This window comes from Roseateles oligotrophus, assembly GCF_025717515.1.
In the GTDB taxonomy this organism is placed as follows: Bacteria; Pseudomonadota; Gammaproteobacteria; order Burkholderiales; family Burkholderiaceae_C; genus Paucibacter_A; species Paucibacter_A oligotrophus.
The window spans coordinates 350,365-368,576 of record NZ_JAJIRN010000007.1 but is presented as its reverse complement, the minus strand read 5'-3'; the positions used below and the strand labels follow the sequence as shown (position 1 = coordinate 368,576).

The following is an 18,212-nucleotide window of genomic DNA, read 5'->3' as shown; positions in this document are numbered from 1 at the left end:
CGGCTCGGCACCGGTCCAGCCCGCGTGATCTGGCTCAGCCACCGCTGGCCCCACGCTCAAGCCAACACACCGGCCTGAAAGTCGCGCACCGCCTGTATCAACTCGGCCTGCGTGTTCATCACGAAGGGCCCATGCTGGGCGATCGGCTCATTCAAAGGGCGGCCGGCGACCAGAATGGCGCGGGCGCCCTCCGGCCCGGCGCTGAAACGCAGGCCGTCGCTGCCGCTCTGGTTGGCCAGAATCGCCATTCGCTGCTGCGGCACTTGTACCGCTCCAGCAAACTGCAGCTCACCCCGGTACACATAGACAAAGGCGTTGTGCGTGTCGGGCAAGGCCTGCTCGAAGCTCGCGCCGGGCGCCAGATGCAGATCCAGATAAAGCGGCTCGGTGTGCTCGCGCTGCACCGCCCCGGCCATGCCATGGCTGCTGCCCGCGATCACGCGCACCTTGACGCCATCCCGCTCAAACTCCGGAATTTGCTCGCTCGGGATATCCCGGTACCAGGGCGCGCACATTTTTTCTTGGCTGGGCAGATTCAACCAGAGCTGAAAACCCTCCATGCGCCCTTGCTCCTGCTCGGGCAACTCGCTGTGGATGACGCCGCGCCCGGCCGTCATCCACTGCACGCCGCCATTGCCGAGCAGCCCTTCGTTGCCGGCCGAATCACGGTGGCGCATCCGGCCTTCCAGCATATAGGTGATGGTCTCGAAACCCCGGTGCGGGTGATCGGGGAAGCCGGCGATGTAATCGTCCACCTGGTCGGAGCCAAAGGCGTCGAGCATCAGAAAGGGGTCAAGTCGGCGCTGCAGGTTTTGCGTCAAGACACGGGTCAGCTTGACCCCCGCGCCGTCGCTGGTCGCTTGGCCGGTGACCAGGCGCTCGACGGCGCGCGGGGCCTGGATCGCTGCAAGGTTCTTGTTCATTCGTTCCACCTTTTTTTTACTTCATGCCGGCAAGGCCGCGCCGACAAGTTCCGAGATTTGTTCGCGAGCCGCCGCCAGACCTTGGGCGGCCGCATCAGCGCCCATGGCCAATCCTTCGGCATAGACAAAGCTGATGTCGCTCAGGCCCAAAAATCCAAGTGCCGTGCGCAGATAGGGCACCATGGTATCGCTGGCCTGATCGCGGTAGATACCGCCACGCGTCAGCACGGCATAGACCTTTTTGCCGGTCAACAAGCCCTCGGGGCCCTGGGCCGTGTAGCGGAAGGTGACGCCCGCCTTGGCGACGGCATCGATCCAGTTCTTCAGCTGCGTCGGCACGCCAAAATTGATCATGGGCACGGCCAGCACCAAGACATCGGCGGCGCGCAACTGCTCGATCAGGCCACTGTCCAAGGCCACACGTTCGGCTTGGGCCGGGCTACGCTGCTCGGCCGGCGTAAACAAGGCCTGCAAGCTTGACTCGTCCAAGGCGGGATGAGGGTTGATCGCCAGGTCCAGCAATGCCACGCTGGCGGCGCCCGCGTCGGCCTGAGCGATCAGGCCTTGCACCAACTCATGGGCCAAACGAGCGGAATCCGAGCCTTTGCCGTCGGCTTGCAGACGGCGGGCGCTGGCGTTGATTTGGAGGATCTTCATGGTCATGCCTTCTTCAAAGTGTTTCGATTGACGATGAGCTCACTTTATTGAATCCAACCAAGCAACGGAAGTCCATAAAATGGATTACTTTGTTCCACCAATGCACCAATCAAAGCAATGAGCCTAGACGCCGACGACCTCTTGCTGTTTGCCCGCGTGATGGAGGCCGGCTCATTCAGCCGCGCCGCCGAGCGGGTCAATTTACCCAAATCGACGGTCTCCCGGCGAATCGCCGCGCTGGAACAAAGACTGGGCGAGAAGCTCTTGCAACGCAGCACCCGCAGCCTGAGCTTGACCGAGTTCGGCGCCGGGGTGCTGGAGCATGCCCGCGCGCTAACGGTCGAGGTTGACGGTGCCCTGGCGCTGGCCCTGCACCGCCAGCAGCGCCCGACAGGCCGGCTGCGCGTTTCCATGCCGGGCGACCTGGCCAATTTGGCGCTGCCCGCCATGCTGAGCCAATTCGTACTCGATCATCCCGCCGTCACGCTGGAGCTGGACCTGTCGCCGCGTCGCGTCGACCTGGTCGCCGAGGGTTTTGACTTGGCGCTGCGCATGGGCGATTTGGCACAAGACAGTCAACTGGCCGCGCGCCGTCTGGCACTGTTCAGCAGCGGCCTCTACGCGGCCCCGGCCTATCTGCGCAGTCATGGCTTGCCCTTGCTGCCGCAGGCCTTGGCGCAGTCGCACGGGCTGATGCTTTTGAGCCGCGCGGGTGAAGCCATCCCTTGGTCGCTCAGCCGAGGCGAAGCCGGCGACGAAGCGCAAAGCTGGCGCGGTACGCCCGAGCAGCGCAGCCTGGTCAATGCCCCCGACCTGTTGCTGAAGATGGCCTGCGCCGGCGTCGGGATCACCGCCGTGGCCGAGCATTTCGCGCAAAGCTATGTCGGCAGGGGCGAGTTGCTGCGCGTGCTGCCGGATTGGTGTTTGCCGCCCACGCCCTGCTGGGCGGTGTTCCCGGAGCGGCGCTTGATGCCGCTGCGCACGCGGGTGTTTCTGGAGGCGGTCGCAGTGGCCCTGTCTGCCTGCCCCGGTCAGATTTGAAGCTGCCTTATTCCACCGCAAACGCGATATCTACCGAGGCCTCACGCGGCGCCGGCAAGGGAGCAAAGCGCCATTGGTTGACTGCCGTCACCGCCGCCATCGCCAAACGCTTGTGCGACGCCTGCACGGCCTGCGCCTGCCCGACCGAACCATCGGTCTGCACCATGAAACGCACCGTCACCGCGCCGCCCTTGAAGTCGGCCTGCAGCTGACGCGGGATCTCGGGCTCGACCTTGGTCAATAGCTGCAAGGCAGGCGGCTCCGGCTCGGCCTGCGGGGCGGGACGCTGTGGCAAAAGCTCGGGCTGAGCGGTCGCAGCCGTCAGGCTCGCCGATGCCAACAAGGCGGGCTGGGACTCCTGCGAACGCTGAGCGTCCAAGGAAGGGCTGGCCAGCGCAGCGGCAGAGGCCAGCTGACGAGGCTCGGCCGCTGCGGCCACTTTGGCCTGGGGTTTGGGCGCCACCTTGGCCACCGCAATGCTGGCGGTTTGAACCGGCGGGCTGGGCGCAACAGGCTCCGCTGCAGCACGCTTGGCGGCGGGCTTGACCGATTGCAGCTTGATAAAAGTGAACACCTTATCGGCCTGCTTTTGCGCCCGCTCCTCGGCGCTGAGCTCGGACTTGAGCGGTGTTTCAGCCTGGGCAAAGGCCGCATTGACCGTCCCGAACACGCCCATCAACGAGACCACCAACCCGGGCAGCGCACAAGCAAAGCGTCGACTCATGAAGAACTCTCCAACATAGAGGGCGCGACACGACTACGCCAAGGCTGGCAGTGTAGGCAGCCCTCCCCCGCGAACAGGGCGTGGGTTTACCCGCAGGCCAGGCCAAGCGCTGCGCAATAAATCACATCTATACTGCGTTTCGCTCCGGGGTGCCCTGCTGCGCATACATAAGTAAGTCGTTATGCGCCGGGCTGAGATGTGGTGGAAACCATAGACCCGCTGAACTTGATCCGGTTGATACCGGCGTAAGAAGAGCCCGCCCTTAGCAGCGCCCCGTCCACCAGCCAGGACCGGGCAAGGGCCTCATCTCCACGCCCCAAGAACGTTCAAGCCGGCCCTCGCAGCGCTTCACAGCTACCGCGAGAACCGACCATGAACAGCATCACCGAACCCGGCCTCAACAGCCTGGCCAGCAGCCTTGAGCTGACACGCACACCGCTGCCCGGCTCCAGCAAGACCTATGTCAGCGGCGAGCGCAACCCCGAGCTGCGCGTGCCGATGCGGGAAATTGCCCTGACCAATGGCGAGTTGATCACCGTCTATGACTGCTCCGGCCCCTACACCGACATCACAGCCGAGATCGACGTCCGAACCGGCCTGCCCGCAACCCGCGCGCCCTGGATCGAGGCGCGGGCCGACACCGAGCTGTACCAGGGTCGGCCGATTCAGCTGATCGACGACGGTCTGCGCGACATCGCTCAGCAAGAGGCCTTGATGCAGATGAGCGCCGGCCTGCGCCGCCAACCACGCAAGGCTGTGGCGGGCGCCAACGTCACGCAGATGCATTACGCCCGCCGCGGCATCATCACGCCGGAGATGGAGTACATCGCCATCCGCGAGAACCAGCGCCTGGACTGGATGCGCGAATACGAGCAAGACGCCGAGCGCGAAGCGCGCCTTCGCGGCAATGCCTTCGGCGCCAGCATTCCGCCCGTCATCACCCCCGAATTCGTGCGCGACGAAGTGGCGCGTGGCCGCGCCGTGATCCCGGCGAACATCAACCACACCGAGCTGGAGCCGATGATCATCGGGCGTAACTTCCTGGTCAAGGTGAATGCCAATATCGGCAACTCGGCCGTCACCTCCTCGATCGAGGAGGAAGTGGAGAAGCTGGTCTGGAGCACGCGCTGGGGCGCCGACACGGTGATGGACCTGAGCACCGGCCGCAACATCCACAGCACCCGCGACTGGATCATCCGCAACAGCCCCGTGCCCATCGGCACCGTGCCGATTTATCAGGCGCTGGAGAAGGTCGGCGGCGTGGCCGAAGATCTGACTTGGGCGCTGTTCCGCGACACCCTGATCGAGCAGGCGGAGCAAGGTGTTGATTACTTCACCATCCATGCCGGCCTGCGCCTGCCCTTCATCCCGATGACGGTCAAGCGCCGCACCGGCATCGTCTCGCGTGGCGGCTCCATCCTGGCCAAATGGTGCATCTCGCATCACAAGGAGAACTTCCTGTACACGCATTTCGAAGAGATCTGCGAAATCATGAAGGCCTACGACGTGACCTTCTCGCTCGGCGACGGCCTGCGCCCGGGCAGCCTGGCCGACGCCAATGACGAGGCCCAATTTGCCGAGCTGCGCACGCTCGGCGAGCTGACCAAGGTCGCCTGGAAGCATGAGGTGCAAACGCTGATCGAAGGCCCCGGCCATGTGCCCATGCACCTGATCCAGCAAAACATGACCGAGCAATTGAAGCACTGCGAGGAGGCGCCCTTCTACACGCTGGGGCCCTTGACGACCGACATCGCGCCCGGCTACGACCACATCACCAGCGGCATTGGCGCGGCGATGATTGGCTGGTTCGGCTGCGCGATGCTCTGCTATGTGACGCCCAAGGAGCATCTGGGTTTACCGAATCGCGACGACGTCAAGGCCGGGCTGATGGCCTACAAGATCGCCGCCCATGCGGCCGATGTGGCCAAGGGTCATCCGGGTGCGCGGGCGCGTGATGACGCCTTGTCCAAGGCGCGCTTCGACTTCCGCTGGACCGACCAGTTCAACCTCGGCCTCGACCCCGAAACCGCACGCGATTTCCATGACGAAACCCTGCCCAAGGACAGCGCCAAGGTCGCTCATTTCTGCTCGATGTGCGGGCCGAAGTTCTGCTCGATGAAGATCACCCAGGATGTGCGCGAATACACGGCCGAGATGGAGAAGAAGAGCGCGGAATTCAAGGCGCTGGGCAGCGAGATCTATATCCCGATTCAAGCGGTATGAGCGGAGAGAAAAGCGCCGGGCCGCCCCAAGCTTTTCTGCTCCCCCTTGGGGGGGCGGACGCCGCGCAGCGGCGGCCTAGGGGGCCTCAGCATGTTGGAGTCGCCGGCGCGGGCCTGGTCGGGCGCTTGTTCGCCTGGGCCTTGAGTCAAGCCGGCCATAAGGTCGAGGTATTCGAGGCCGGCCCCGGCCCCGAGCCGCGCTTTGACGGCCAGGGTGCAGCCGCCTTCAGCGCGGCCGGCATGCTCAGCCCGCTGGCCGAGCTGGACGCGGCCGAGCCCGAGGTGGCGGCGCGCGGTTTCGAGTCACTGCGCCTGTGGCCGCTGATCGCGGCTCGGCTAAGCGGACAGCCAACCATGCAAATGGATGGCAGCCTCTTGCTCGCGCATCGCCAGGATCTTGGCGCCGCCGAGCGGGTGTTGGCGCGCCTGCGGGTGAGCGGCTTTCCGGCCGCGCAAAGCCTGAGCGAGGCCGAGTTGGCGGCGCTGGAGCCGGCGCTGCTGCGCGGGCTGCGCGCCTGGCGCCTGCCCGGCGAAGGATTCATCAACCCGCTTGAGGCGATGACGGCCTTGCAGCAAGACAGCCAGGCGCGCTGGCATTGGCGTCGCCCGGTGATTGCCGTGGAGCCGGGGCGTTTGAAGCTGGCCGACGGCGTCGATCTTCGCTTCGACTGGATCGTCGACGCGCGCGGCCTCGGCGCCAAGCCGCAATTGCCGCTGCGCGGCGTGCGCGGCGAGGTGATCACGTTGAGCTTGGCCAATCATGGCCTGACGCGGCCGGTGCGTCTGCTGCACCCGCGCCACCGCGTCTATCTGGTGCCACGCAGCCGCGATCAACTGGTGCTGGGCGCCAGCGAAATCGAAAGCGAGGACCGCAGCCCCGTCAGCCTGCAATCGGCCGTCGAGCTGATGGCGGCCGCGCACAGCGTGATGCCGACGCTGGCCGAAGCCCGGATAGAGCGGCTGGATGTCAATCTGCGCCCGGCCTTGAACGACAACCGCCCCTTCGCTCACTGTGAGCCGGGCCTGCTGCAACTCAATGGCCTGTACCGCCATGGCTGGCTGTTAGCGCCGGCCTTGGTGCAAGAGCTGCTGTTGGCCAGCGGTTTGGCCAATTTGGAGAAGCCATGAACGAACAAGAAATCAATGTCTCGCTGGATGGTCAGCTACAACGGATTCCCGCTGCAACGCCCTTGGAACATCTGCTGACGCAGCTGAGCCTGGCGCCCGAGAGCGTCGCTACCGCACTCAACGGCCAGTTCGTCGCCCGCTCGGCGCGCGCCGCTGCATTGCTCAAGGACGGCGACCAAGTGCTGCTGTTCAAACCCATCGTCGGAGGTTGATAGCCATGCGTGAGGCAAGACCCGACCCCTGGATGATTGGCGATATCAGCCTGAGCAGCCGGCTGCTGCTGGGCAGCGCCGGCTACCCGAATCCCCAGACGCTGGCCGAGGCGATTGAGGCCTCGCAAACCGAGGTTTTGACCGTCGGTCTGAAGCGGACCCTGGCCGGGGGCGACAACGGTTTCGTTGCCATGGCCCTGCAAGCAGCCAAGGCGCAGGGCGCGCGCCTGCTGCCCAATACCGCCGGCTGCCGCAGCGCCCGCGAGGCGGTGCAACTGGCCTGCATGGCGCGTGAGTTGTATGACACCGCGTGGATCAAGCTGGAGGTGGTCGGCGACGAGCACACGCTGCAACCCGACCCTTTCGAGCTGCTGGCCGGCGCCACCGAGCTGGTCAAGCTGGGCTTCACCGTCTTGCCCTATTGCACCGATGATCTGGTCTTGTGCCGCCGTCTGCTCGATGCCGGTTGCCCGGTCTTGATGCCCTGGGGGGCGCCTATCGGTTCGGGCCAGGGCCTGCTCAACCCCTTTGCCTTGCGCAGCCTGCGCGAGCGCCTGCCGGACGCCACGCTGATCATCGACGCCGGCCTGGGCGCGCCCTCGCATGCGGCGCAGGCGCTGGAGCTGGGCTTCGACGCGGTGCTGTTGAACTCGGCGGTGGCGCAGGCGCGCAAGCCGGTGCAGATGGCAGGCGCCTTCCGCGATGCCGTGCGGGCTGGGCGTCAGGGCTTTTGCGCCGGGCTGATGAGCAGCCAGGACTTTGCCGTGCCGTCGACGCCGGTCAGCGGCCACCCATTTTTGCTGGGAGAACCGACATGAACTGGTGTGACGACCCAAGCCCGCCCATCATCTGGAGCGTGGCCGGCACCGACAGCGGCGGCGGCGCCGGTCTGTCCGCCGACACCCGCGCGGCGACCGCTTTTGGCGTTCATTTATGTCCGGTGGTGGCGGCGGTGACGGCACAAAACTCCGTTGGCGTCGAGGCGGTCTTTCCGCTGCCCCTCCATCAACTGCTGGCGCAAATGCGCGCCTTGGCCACCGATCTGTGGCCGGCCGTGATCAAGACCGGCCTCTTAGGCTCGGTCGATGCCGTCCATGCGCTGTGCGAAATTTTGGATGAGCTGCGCCGCGATCGCCCGGTGCCCCTGGTAGTGGACCCGGTCTTAGGTGCCAGCGCCGGCGGGCCGGCCTCGGTCTTTGCTAACGCCTCATTGCTGCGGGCCTACCGGGAGCAATTGCTGCCGCGCGCGCAGCTGATCACGCCGAACCGGCGCGAGGCCGAGTTGCTCCTGGGCCTGGCCCCGCAGGCAATGAGCCGCGAGTTGATGGCCGAGAAGCTGCTGGCGCAAGGCACCGAGGCGGTCTGCATCACCGGCGGCGATGACCCGCATCACCTGGCGCTGGACTATCTGCACAGCCCCGAGGCCAAGGGCCATCTGGCGCTGCCAAGGCTGGGGCAAGGGCATCACCATGGCAGCGGCTGCAGCTTCGCCAGCTCCGCTGCGTCCGCGCTAGCGCGCGGCTTTGTCACCGCCGACGCGGTGCTGCTGGCCAAGATGGCGACCTGGGTGGCGGTGCGCGACGGCCATTCGGCAGGCGCCGGAGCCGGGCCGGTGCGCGCATCGGCAAGTTTTTTATTTGACCCGCGCGCCATGCCGGTGATGAGCTTCGGCGGCGAAGCGATAGACGCCGACACGCTGGCACGCTGGGAGCAGGTCTTGCAGGCGGACAGTACCGAGTCCGTCGATTGGGGTCTTTATGCCATCACCGACCGGCCGCAGCGCATCGCCGAGTTGACGGCCACCGGCATCAAGCAGATTCAACTGCGCATCAAATTCCCCAGCTCGCCGGGCAGCGAGGCCGCGCTCCGCGGCGCCATAGCGGCCGCGCAAGCGGTCGTGGCCGCCCATATCGGCTGCCAGCTCTGGATCAATGATCATTGGCGCTTTGCCCTTGAGTTGCCCTGCGTCGGCCTGCATCTGGGCCAAGAAGATTGGGCCGCCTTGAGCGCCCACGACAGGCAACTGCTGCAAAGCAGCGGCATCAAGCTCGGTCTCTCCAGCCACAGTCTTTGGGAGTTAGCAAGGGCGCGTGGTCTGAACCCGCATTACATCGCCTGCGGCCCGGTCTGGGCCACCACCACCAAAGACATGCCCTGGCAACCGCAGGGGCTGGTCAATCTGGCTTGGTGGGTACGCATGGCCGGCCGACCGGTGGTGGCGATAGGTGGTTTGCTTGAACCCGAGCAGGCCCGTGCCTGTGCGGCGACCGGCGCGGCGGCGGCCTGTTTGGTGAGGGCTCTGGACCGAGCCGATGCTCAAGTGGAGAGCTTCAGCGTGGCTTGGCAATCAGGGCGCAGAACCAAACGGCCAGCGCTTTCGGCGCCCCATCCGAGCCTCATCAGCCCCTCATAATCTCAGGGCTTGGCGGTATAAAAATAGTAGGCCGCCTTGTAGGCCACGCGCACGCCCTTGCCGGCAGCCGCCGCATTGCAACCGTCCGCCGGCGCCTTACCGCCGCTGGTGCTCACGCGCTGAATGCTCTGCACCGCGCCGAACACACCGGCGCCGCTGTTCGACTTGGCGCTCAGCAGCAGCCAGGGAATGGCGTTGGCATCGGGGCCGTTGTCGCGCGCCTTGACCTCCCCGACGACCTTGCTGCCGTCTGCCGATTCCCAGCTCGGGCCGCCGTAATGCTTGCCGATGCTGATGCCGGCGCCGTCGAACAACTCGGCCTCGGGGCCCTTGAAAACCCATTCGAACTTTGCAGCGTCGTTGGCCTTGCATTCATAGATCTGCACGCCGGTGGCTTGCACTTCCAGGCTCATGGCTTGACCGGCCGGCGCCTTGATCGCCTCGGGGATGGCTGCGGCCGGAGCCGCCTGAGCCGAGAAAGAGATCAGCAAAGCGACGAGCAAGCCGGAGCGCTTGGCGATGTTGGCAACTGCAAATGATTTGTTCATGGCGACAGGAGGAAGAAGAAGAAGGGGCTGAGGTCGGGCCAGACTAGGCCCGAGTCCGGGCGAAAATCCATGATGCCGCAGCTGCAGTCGTTTGGCGAAAGTCATGCTCAACATCGGCCGAAAACGCTTGTATCCACCCCAGGGCGCGCAACGCCCTGACTTATCCATGGTCTCTGTGGATAAGTCTGGGGATGCCCACTTGAGCGATGCTGCGTACCCACTATTCATCGGCAAAAACTCGCTTTGCTGCTTTTTGTGGCAATCAAATCCAGAACAAGGGGATTGCCGCAGCTCAGCGCGGTTTCATCTGCGCATCGAAGAAGTTGACGACGCTGGCGTTCATGTCCCGATGAAAAGCCTTGCGGTCGAATTGCCCGGCGTCCTCGCACAGCTGCGGTGGTGCCAATAGTTTGGCCAGCCCGCTGCAGGGGGCCAGAAAGGAAAAATGTCCCGCACCCGGGACCTTGTGGAGTTCGAGTTTCGCACCCAGGGCGGCCTGAATCGCCTGACCATTCGTCGCAAACGGAACGATCTCGTCCCCATCGCCGCTCCATAACTGGACCGGCACTCGCACCTGCGCAAGACCTTCCGCCCCGAAGGCGAAGCTCAGGCCGGGCGCGGCCACCGCTGCCACCTTGATCCGCGCATCGCTGACGAAACTCTCCCCCATCGTTGCCGTATCGGCGCTCAGCAAGGGCGACTTGCTGTGGGCGAGCAGTTTGCAGGCGAACTCCGCCGCCGCGCTGCAATGCTTGGCAATCAGACGCAGGTCCGGCATGGCACCGATCACACTCATGACGGTGAAGCCCCCGGCCGAAAATCCATAGGCGCCGACACGTGCGGGGTCGATCTGCGCCCGCGCCGGCCAGCGCTGCAACATATGGTCGAGCGTGGCCTTCAGCTCCTGGCCGCGGCCGCTCAGCCAAGCGGGCTTGCCGACGGCGCTTTGATCGGCGAAGTTATCGCCCCCATGCATCGGCGCCGCAACGATGTAGCCGGCGCTGGCCATTGCCATCGCAAGATCGGCGTGAGCCGGTATGCCGGCGCCATTGCCATGCGAGATCAGGACCAGCGGCAAGCGCTGCCCGGCGATGGGCGCGCCTGCCGCCACTTTCATCACGGTCATTCCAATTGGTGTCGTGGGCCAGGCCCTCGACTCGGTCGGGTACCAAACGCCGATTGGAAACACCTTGCCGTCCGGCCCGCTGGCTTGGCTCAGCTGGAAGCCCACCGGGTGCTCGCTGTCGATTGCCGTCAGCATCGCGTAGCCCAGCAGTGCGCCCGCCAAGACCAGCAGCGCCAGCAAGCCGCCGGCCATCCATTTCAATATTTTCATTTCTTCGAGTCCATTGATGGGTTGATGGGTCAATCTTTGCCGGGCAACTCGACCAGGAAGCGGCAGCCGCGCCCGCCGAGGCCGGCGTCCAGCCGCAGCTTGCCGTGGAGCCGCGCGACGGCCTGCGTCACGATAGCCAGGCCGAGCCCGGAGCCCGCCACCTCGCTGCCCGCAACGCGGTAGAAACGCTCGAACACCAAGCCTTGTTCGGCCTCGGCGATGCCGGGGCCATCGTCGGCCACCGACAGGCTCAAACGGCCCTGCTGCGCAGCCAGCTCGACGACCACCTGGCCACCCGGCTGTACATAGCGCAAGGCATTGCCGAGCAGGTTCTGCAACACCGAGCGCAGGGCCGTCTCCTCGAGCTCATGCAGCAGCGAATCGGGCGCCTCCAGCGACAAATCGATATCGCGCGAGATCGCCAGCGGCGCTGCCTCCGCCAGCTCTTGGCGCAGCAGCTGGGCCACATCGATCAGCGATGGCTTGGCCGGGCCGGCAGCATCGATGCGGGCCATCTCGAGCAATTGCTGAATCAGCCGCGAGGCGCGAGCCACAGCCTGCTCCAGCTGCTGGGCGGCCAGCCGCCGCTCGTCCGCGCCGTCGGCGCAGGCCAATACATGAGCCTGCGCCGAGATCACCGCCATCGGCGTTCTCAGCTCATGTGCCGCGTCCTGCACAAAGCCATGCTCACGCGCTATCTTGCTGCGCAGCTGAGCCAGCAAGCGATCAAGCGCATCGGCAACCGGCGCCAGCTCGGCGTATCTGGCCACAAAGCCCAAGGGCCCCAGATCATCTGGCCCGCGCGCTCCGATGCTGCGGGACAGCTTGCGCAGCGGACTCAAGCCCCGCGCGACCGCAAACCAGGTCGGCAGTAAAACGAAGGGAAAAGAGATCAGCACCGACATCGCCAGGTCACTGCTCAAACGACCCAGCAGCCAACTATCGTCGGCGCGCACCTCGCCAATCAGCAGCCGCCAGCGCCCACTGTCGATACGCAGCACATGGTAGAGAACGCCATTCAGGCTCAGGTCCACAAAGCGCCCGGGCTCGCCCGCCAAGACTGCCCCTCCAGTCGCGCCCGCCTCGGCCGATCGGTACAAGCGTCGGCCCTGACTGTCCTCCAACTGAAGCAAGACGGGATGCGGCCGGCCTGCCTGCCTGTGTCTGCTATTGAGCAGGTCGGCCGCGAACGCCGCAGCGACAAGCGCCTGCTCCGGCTGTTCGATCTTGGCCAAGGCGGCGGCCAATGCCTGGGTGCGCTCCCGCTGATAGGCGTCGACGCTCTGCGGGCTGGTTTCCCGCTGGTAGTAGTAGGTCAGCAGCACCAGCCAAGCCAAGCCGGCCGTCAGCAGCAGCGTCAGGATCACGCGCCGCGTCAGCGTCGGTTGCCATAACCGGTGGAGGGCCTTGTTCATGGCTGCAACATATAGCCGACCCCGCGAACCGTGCGGATACGTTGGGCACCTATCTTGCGCCTGAGGTTCGAGACATAGACCTCAAGCAGGCTGAAATCCAGCGCCTCACCGAGCGGCTCCAGGCGCTGAGCCAGCGAGCCCTTGGGCACCACCACGCCGGGCTCACGCGCCAGCTCGCGCAGCAATTGAAATTCGCGCGGCGACAGATCCAGCCGTTCGCCGCTCAGCCTCGCACTGTGAGCACGCGGCTCGATCAGCAGCTCACCCACACACCACAGCTCGCTGGACTGTTGCGCATAACGGCGCAACACAGCGCGCAAGCGCGACAGCAGCTCGGCAGTGGCGAAGGGTTTGATGATGAAGTCGTCGGCCCCGCCGTCAAGGCCGGTCAAGCGATCTTCCAGCGCCGAGCGAGCCGTGATCATGATGATGGGCAGGGTCACGCCGGCACTGCGCCAGCGCTGCAGAAGATCAAGGCCATTGCCGTCGGGCAGCGTGATGTCGAGCAGCACACAGTCATACAGCAGATCTTCCGCCGCAAAGGGCGGCCGCGGCGCATCGGCCAGCCGGCGCCGCCATTCGCTGCTGACGCCTTCGGCCTTGAGCGCACGCTGCAAGGCGGCGCCGAAGTCAAAGTCGTCTTCGATGAGGAGAATATGCATGCAAAAACTATAGCGGCACGAACCTTAAGAGCAACCAAAGCCACGCCGGCACTCGGCGCAGGCAGCCCGTCACCAACACGCTCGCGTACTTGATCGAGCCGGGCGAGATGGGAGAGATGGGCGAGCCTCAAGCGCTGGCGCAGCGTCAAGACATCGGCTTTGTCAAAAAAGAAAAACTGCATCGGCATTGAGGCTGAACGCCAAGCCCGAAGCCGCCACTTCTTGATTTTTCGCAAAATTAGCCGAGGCCGCGCCTTCTACGCTTGCCAAGGCCTTCGGACAAATGGAGTTCAGCAATGAAAATCGCCCTGATCCTCAGCGTCGCAATCGCCTCTAGCCTTCCGGCTGTCGCCATGGCGAACGAAAAACTCGCGCAGGACAAGCAATGTTTCGGCTGTCACACGACAAAACCCGACGGTGCCGCCCCCTCATTCCAGAAGATTTCCCAGCATTGGAAGGGCAATAAGGACGCCGAAGCCAAGCTGGTGGCGATCATTCGTCAAGGCAGCGCAGCCACCGCTGGCCCGCACTGGAACAAGGCCACCATGCCCGACCAAGCCGAACGCCCCTTGGTCAGCGAAGCGGAAGCCAGGCAAATCGCGAAATGGGTGCTTGGCCAATAAGCTGAAGCCCGCGAGCTGGATTGGCGCTCATCTTGGGAACGCTAGTGCCCGGCGCTACTGCTTGAAGCCGTGCCGGTGGTTTGTGGCATCGTTCGGCAGCCATTGAGGGGTGCTACCCGCCCGATGCCGGAACTCGCCTGCGGCGCAAGCGCCCCGGCCTTCTGCGCTTCATTGCGCCTTCAAAGGGGTTGATGGGCTACCCCAATTGCTGGGCAATGCACCTAGCAGCCCTGACAACCCATCTTTCGCGCCCGCCCATAAAAAAACCGGCCACTTGAGCCGGTTCTGTCATGCAGCCAAAGCCAGTCGATTATTGCTGCTTGCTGCGGCGGCGGGCAACGAAGCCCACGAGGCCAAGACCGGCGAGGAGCATCGCATAGGTTTGTGGCTCCGGCACAGCTGTTACGGCCACCCGCAGGGTGCCATCGGTGGCCAGATGGGAGAAGTCCAGCTTGGAGCGCTCAAAGCCAGCGACGGTGATGTGCGAATAACTGTCTTGAGCTGTACCAAAAGATCCGCTAAAGCCTTTGAAATCAAACAGGGAAAAACTGCTGCCCGATAAAGGCGTAAAGCCGCTCTCAAAACTGAGGTTCAGCATGCCATTGAAGTTCATCGAACCGAGGGTGGTCAACCGGCCATACTGCTCGAGAGGGGTAGTGCCAAACACTTTCATGCTTAACACCGAGCCGGTCTCAAATCTGACATCGCCAAAAGGGGCGCCATTGTTCCCCGTGGCTTCCAAGCTGCCACCGTTCAAATTGACCGTTCCACCGTTCTTGACGGCCACGTCACCCGTAGCTACCACTTTGCCCGAACTCTTGATGTTCAGGGTGCCAACTCTGCTGGAATCTCCGCCGCCTATATTGAGCAGGATATTGCTCCACCGCGAGCCCAAATCTGTGACCGTGACGGTACCTGAGCCACCGATTTCCTTACCCACATTGCCAGTGGCATCGATCACGACGCCGCCGTTGCTGATATTCAAGATAGCGGTGCCGCCAGAACCCACGTTAATGGTCCGACCCGAGGCGTTAAATACCGCGCCAGCACCCGTGACGTTCAGTGTGTCGGTGTTCCCGCTCGCTCCCATCCAGTAATTGCTGGTCTGAGTGACCACAGTGCCGGCTGAAATCGTCGTTGTCGTTGTGGTGGCAAAGCTTGGTGCAAATGCCGCAAGCAGGCCCAGAGTCAGTAAGCCTTTTAGGGTCAAACTAGGGCGGATAGAGGAAATTGATTTCGGCACGAGGCGGACCTTTGTCGGAGTAGTTGAGCAAGACTTCCTCCGACCATTGAATGGGAATCAAATGGAACAGGCAAGCCTCAAGGGTGAGCGCATGCTAGTCGACAACCCTTCTCTGGCCTCCATTGGTTCGGGGGGGGCAAAGTCCTTGGGCGTGAGTTGCATCACAGAATGATGTGGCTGCTTGGCTCGCAGTGTGAGCAATCCAAGTCGTTCGGCCACTCGAACAGAGAAGCAGGGAGGATTCAAAGGCTTGAAAGGCCGCTCTCGCATATGGCCTGCCAAGCCTCAACCCCCTTCGACAGCTCCGGAAACCGAGCTGACCAACGCCAGCACGTTCGCCGTTTACACCAGCCCTTGGCCGCCTCTAAAAACTCAACACAAACGCCGCCCCTCCACTGACCGGCTTGACATGGCGCACGCTGCCGCCCATGCCGTGAACAAGATTGCGCACCACCGCCAGGCCTATGCCCTGGCCACCTTCGGCCGCACCCGGTTTGGCCAAGGGCTTGGTGCTGAAGAAGGGCAAGAAAATGTCGTTCTCAAGACCGGCCGGCACGCCGGGGCCGTTGTCGCGCACCTCGATGCTGAGCCGCCCACCGCGCACCAGGCGGGCCGTGACATGCAGCCTCGGCTTGGCTTGACCGGCACAGGCCTGCGCCGCGTTCTTGATCAGGTTCAACAAGGCCTGCTCCAGCTGCCCGGCGTCGGCCATCAGCGTCAGGCTGGCGGGCTCCACAGCAAATACCGCCGCACCACCGCGCGCCGCCCAATCGCCACTGGTCAATGCTTCCAAGCGGGCAAATAACTCGCTCAAACGCACCGGCTCCAGCTTGGGCTCGGGCAGCTCGCTGACCCGCCGGTAGTTGCCGACAAAGCTGGCCAGCGAATCGGCCCGGCGCGCAATCGTGTCCATCGCCAGGGTCAGGTCTTGCTGCTCCGGTGAGTCGGCCCCGCCCTGCTCCGCCAGTAACTCCCGCGCGGTGCGCGACAGCGAGGAAATCGGCGTCAGCGAGTTCATGATTTCATGCGTCAGCACATGGACCAACTGGCGCCAGGCCTTCAGCGTCTCGGCCTCCAACTCGGATTCGATCGGCATCAGCGCCAGCAGGCGCTCTGGGACTTGGCCGAGCACCAGATCGCGGCCGGCCAGCAGGCAGCGCTCGCTGCCGCGCTCGCTCTCGAAGCTGAACAGGCTATGGCCGGCGCTTTGCTCGCGCGGCTGCGCCAGGCGCGCCAGCAGATCGGCGCTGTCCGTCGCCCCACCGGGCGCCACCAATCGGCGCGCGGCGTTGTTCAGCGGCAAGACCCGACCCTGGGCCGACTGATGCCACAAGGCCACCGGCGCATGTTCCAACAAGGCCTCATTGCGCAGCATGCGCTGCTGGGTCAGCTCGGCGGCGCGGGCCGACTCGGGCGGCTCCCGCAGCGGCTCGGCCAAGCCCGCGTCGGCCAGCGCCAGCAGACGCCTCAGTTGACCCTGCGCACCGTACAAGCCCAGCAACATCAGCAGCAGCGCCAGCACCAGCGGCCTTGGCGCCTCATGCTGCCAGCCGGCCAAGGCCGCGCCCAGGCACATCAAGGCGACCCACAACAGCAGCGGCCAGCGGCTGAACGCGCGCCTAGAGTCCATGCTTTTCCAAACGGCGGTACAGCGCCGCCCGGCTCAGACCCAACAGTTTGGCGGCCTGGCTGATATTGCCTTGCGCCGATTGCATCGCCTCGACCACGGCGGCTCGCTCCATATCGCTCAAGGGCAAGGGCACCGCGCTACTCACGCTAGAAATTGGCGGCGCTGCGGCGTCAGGCGCTTGCCCGCCGCCCTGCAGCGCAAAATCCGCCGCCTCGAACTGCGGCCCCTGTGCCAAGATAACGGCGCGTTCACAGGCATGGCGCAGCGCCCGCACATTGCCATGCCAGTCATGCGATTGGCACGCCGCCAGCGCCGCCTCGCTGCAGGTCCGAGCCGGCTTGCCGTACTGTTCGGCGTAATGGGCCAGATAGTGATTGAGCAGCAAAGGCACATCGTCGCGCCGCTCGCGCAAGGGCGGCACGCGCAAGACGATGGTGTTGAGCCGGTACAGCAGGTCGGGCCTGAAACGCTGCGCATCAAACAGCGAGGTCTCATCCAGATTGGTCGCGCTGACGATGCGCACATTGACCGGCTGCGCGCTGTCCGCCCCCAGCGGCGTGACCTCGCGCCGCTCCAGCACGGTCAGCAGCTTGGCCTGGCCGGCCAGCGGCAGATTGGCGACTTCGTCCAGAAACAGCGTGCCGCCCTCGGCCGCCTGAAAGCGCCCGGGCCGCTCGTTGCGGGCATCGGTAAAACTGCCGCGCTTGTGGCCGAACAGCTCGCTCTCCAGCGTCGTCTCGCTCAGCGCACCCAGGTCGACGGCCAAAAAGGTCTGGCCGGCGCGCTTGGACAGCGCATGAATTTCCCGCGCCACCAGCTCCTTGCCGGAACCCATCTCGCCCAGCACCAGCACATTCGCCTCGGTCGGCGCGACGCTCTGGATCAAGGCGCGCAGCTCACGCATCGCGCGTGACTCGCCCAGCAAGCTGGTGGCCACAGGGGCCGTGGTCTGCCGACTGGCCAGCGCGGCCGCCACGGTGGCTGTTAACTTCTGGTTGTCCCAGGGCTTGGTGATGAAGTCGAAGGCACCGGCCTTCAGCGACGCCACCGCCAGGCTGACCTCGGCGTAAGCGGTCATCACGATGACGGGTGGCGCCTTGGGTCCGCGCGCCAAAACCTCGCGCAGCAAGGCCTGACCCTGCGCACCGTCGGTATGGCCGGGCAGGAAGTTCATGTCCAGCAAGAGCAGCTCCACCGGCTCCGCAGCCATGGCCGCAGCCAGCTCGGCCGGCCGTTGCAGCAGCCGCACCGGGCCAAAGCGGCGTTGCAGCAGCAAGCGGGCTGCCGTGCCCACATCGGGGTCGTCGTCGAGGATCAAAATTGCCATGGTCGATAGCGTAGCAGCGCGGACTGTCCGGATTCGACCATCGCGCCCGCAAAAGACTGTCCGGAATCGGACAGTCGGCCGCAAAAACGGCCCGAACAAGCGCGAAAA

Annotated in this window: 18 protein-coding genes and 1 riboswitch; of the genes, 7 read left to right on the top strand and 11 right to left on the bottom strand. The window is 64.7% G+C overall.

The features are described from left to right. Positions 1-56: 56 nt before the first annotated feature. The gene (locus LNV07_RS17170; protein WP_263572387.1) at positions 57-923 is read right to left on the bottom strand and encodes a pirin family protein; all 867 of its coding nucleotides are present in this window, start codon (positions 921-923) and stop codon (positions 57-59) included. A gap of 21 nt (positions 924-944) precedes the next feature. Then, on the bottom strand, positions 945-1,580 hold the full coding sequence (locus LNV07_RS17165; protein ID WP_263572386.1) for an FMN-dependent NADH-azoreductase: 636 nt from the start codon (positions 1,578-1,580) through the stop codon (positions 945-947). A gap of 117 nt (positions 1,581-1,697) precedes the next feature. On the opposite strand from LNV07_RS17165, the gene LNV07_RS17160 reads away from it, so the two are divergent. Beyond that, positions 1,698-2,621, top strand: a complete 924-nt coding sequence (locus LNV07_RS17160) for a LysR family transcriptional regulator (RefSeq protein ID WP_263572385.1) — start codon at positions 1,698-1,700, stop codon at positions 2,619-2,621. Positions 2,622-2,628: 7 nt separating this feature from the next. On the opposite strand, the gene LNV07_RS17155 is transcribed toward LNV07_RS17160, so the two are convergent. Beyond that, entirely contained in the window at positions 2,629-3,345 is a 717-nt protein-coding gene (locus LNV07_RS17155) for an energy transducer TonB (protein ID WP_263572384.1), read from the bottom strand. A 135-nt stretch (positions 3,346-3,480) separates the two neighbouring features. Next, positions 3,481-3,614: riboswitch (TPP riboswitch) on the top strand. Between the two features lie 103 nt (positions 3,615-3,717). Here LNV07_RS17155 and thiC point away from each other — a divergent pair. Genes thiC through LNV07_RS17130 form a run of 5 tightly spaced genes read left to right on the top strand, consistent with a single transcriptional unit; the run spans position 3,718 to position 9,320 of the window. After that, positions 3,718-5,568: a phosphomethylpyrimidine synthase ThiC gene (gene thiC, locus LNV07_RS17150; RefSeq protein ID WP_263572383.1), complete on the top strand. Its 1,851-nt coding sequence runs from the start codon at positions 3,718-3,720 to the stop codon at positions 5,566-5,568. Then, positions 5,565-6,695 (top strand): FAD-dependent oxidoreductase, encoded by a 1,131-nt coding sequence (locus LNV07_RS17145; protein ID WP_263572382.1) that lies wholly within the window; start codon positions 5,565-5,567, stop codon positions 6,693-6,695. The genes thiC and LNV07_RS17145 overlap by 4 nt, the downstream gene beginning before the upstream one ends. Beyond that, positions 6,692-6,907 (top strand): sulfur carrier protein ThiS, encoded by a 216-nt coding sequence (gene thiS / locus LNV07_RS17140; RefSeq protein ID WP_263572381.1) that lies wholly within the window; start codon positions 6,692-6,694, stop codon positions 6,905-6,907. The genes LNV07_RS17145 and thiS overlap by 4 nt, the downstream gene beginning before the upstream one ends. A 5-nt stretch (positions 6,908-6,912) precedes the next feature. Continuing rightward, entirely contained in the window at positions 6,913-7,725 is an 813-nt protein-coding gene (locus LNV07_RS17135) for a thiazole synthase (RefSeq protein WP_263572380.1), read from the top strand. After that, the gene (locus LNV07_RS17130; RefSeq protein WP_263572379.1) at positions 7,722-9,320 is read left to right on the top strand and encodes a bifunctional hydroxymethylpyrimidine kinase/phosphomethylpyrimidine kinase; all 1,599 of its coding nucleotides are present in this window, start codon (positions 7,722-7,724) and stop codon (positions 9,318-9,320) included. The genes LNV07_RS17135 and LNV07_RS17130 overlap by 4 nt, the downstream gene beginning before the upstream one ends. 2 nt (positions 9,321-9,322) lie before the next feature. On the opposite strand, the gene LNV07_RS17125 is transcribed toward LNV07_RS17130, so the two are convergent. The 5 genes from LNV07_RS17125 to LNV07_RS17105 all read right to left on the bottom strand — a co-directional run bounded on the left by LNV07_RS17125 (position 9,323) and on the right by LNV07_RS17105 (position 13,578). Next, positions 9,323-9,868 carry a DUF3455 domain-containing protein gene (locus tag LNV07_RS17125; RefSeq protein WP_263572378.1) on the bottom strand — a complete coding sequence of 182 codons (546 nt, stop codon included), beginning with the start codon at positions 9,866-9,868 and terminating at the stop codon, positions 9,323-9,325. A 292-nt stretch (positions 9,869-10,160) separates the two neighbouring features. Continuing rightward, positions 10,161-11,204 (bottom strand): alpha/beta hydrolase family protein, encoded by a 1,044-nt coding sequence (locus LNV07_RS17120; protein WP_263572377.1) that lies wholly within the window; start codon positions 11,202-11,204, stop codon positions 10,161-10,163. Positions 11,205-11,233: 29 nt separating this feature from the next. After that, a complete protein-coding gene (locus LNV07_RS17115) occupies positions 11,234-12,619 on the bottom strand; it encodes a sensor histidine kinase (RefSeq protein ID WP_263572376.1) in 1,386 nt (461 codons plus the stop codon). Next, positions 12,616-13,281, bottom strand: coding sequence for a response regulator (locus LNV07_RS17110; RefSeq protein ID WP_263572375.1), 666 nt, complete (start codon positions 13,279-13,281; stop codon positions 12,616-12,618). Before LNV07_RS17110 ends, LNV07_RS17115 begins: the two co-directional genes overlap by 4 nt. 162 nt (positions 13,282-13,443) lie before the next feature. Beyond that, positions 13,444-13,578: a hypothetical protein gene (locus LNV07_RS17105; protein WP_263572374.1), complete on the bottom strand. Its 135-nt coding sequence runs from the start codon at positions 13,576-13,578 to the stop codon at positions 13,444-13,446. Between LNV07_RS17105 and LNV07_RS17100 the strand changes: the two genes are divergently transcribed. Continuing rightward, the gene (locus LNV07_RS17100) at positions 13,578-13,904 is read left to right on the top strand and encodes a c-type cytochrome (RefSeq protein ID WP_263572373.1); all 327 of its coding nucleotides are present in this window, start codon (positions 13,578-13,580) and stop codon (positions 13,902-13,904) included. The genes LNV07_RS17105 and LNV07_RS17100 overlap by 1 nt on opposite strands. 310 nt (positions 13,905-14,214) lie before the next feature. Here LNV07_RS17100 and LNV07_RS17095 read toward each other — a convergent pair whose 3' ends face one another. The 3 genes from LNV07_RS17095 to LNV07_RS17085 form a co-directional block, all read right to left on the bottom strand. Next, positions 14,215-15,147, bottom strand: coding sequence for an FxDxF family PEP-CTERM protein (locus tag LNV07_RS17095; protein ID WP_263572372.1), 933 nt, complete (start codon positions 15,145-15,147; stop codon positions 14,215-14,217). A gap of 364 nt (positions 15,148-15,511) precedes the next feature. Then, the gene (locus tag LNV07_RS17090; RefSeq protein WP_263572371.1) at positions 15,512-16,777 is read right to left on the bottom strand and encodes a sensor histidine kinase; all 1,266 of its coding nucleotides are present in this window, start codon (positions 16,775-16,777) and stop codon (positions 15,512-15,514) included. Beyond that, positions 16,767-18,104 carry a sigma-54-dependent transcriptional regulator gene (locus LNV07_RS17085; protein ID WP_263572370.1) on the bottom strand — a complete coding sequence of 446 codons (1,338 nt, stop codon included), beginning with the start codon at positions 18,102-18,104 and terminating at the stop codon, positions 16,767-16,769. The genes LNV07_RS17090 and LNV07_RS17085 overlap by 11 nt, the downstream gene beginning before the upstream one ends. Between the last annotated feature and the right edge of the window lie 108 nt (positions 18,105-18,212).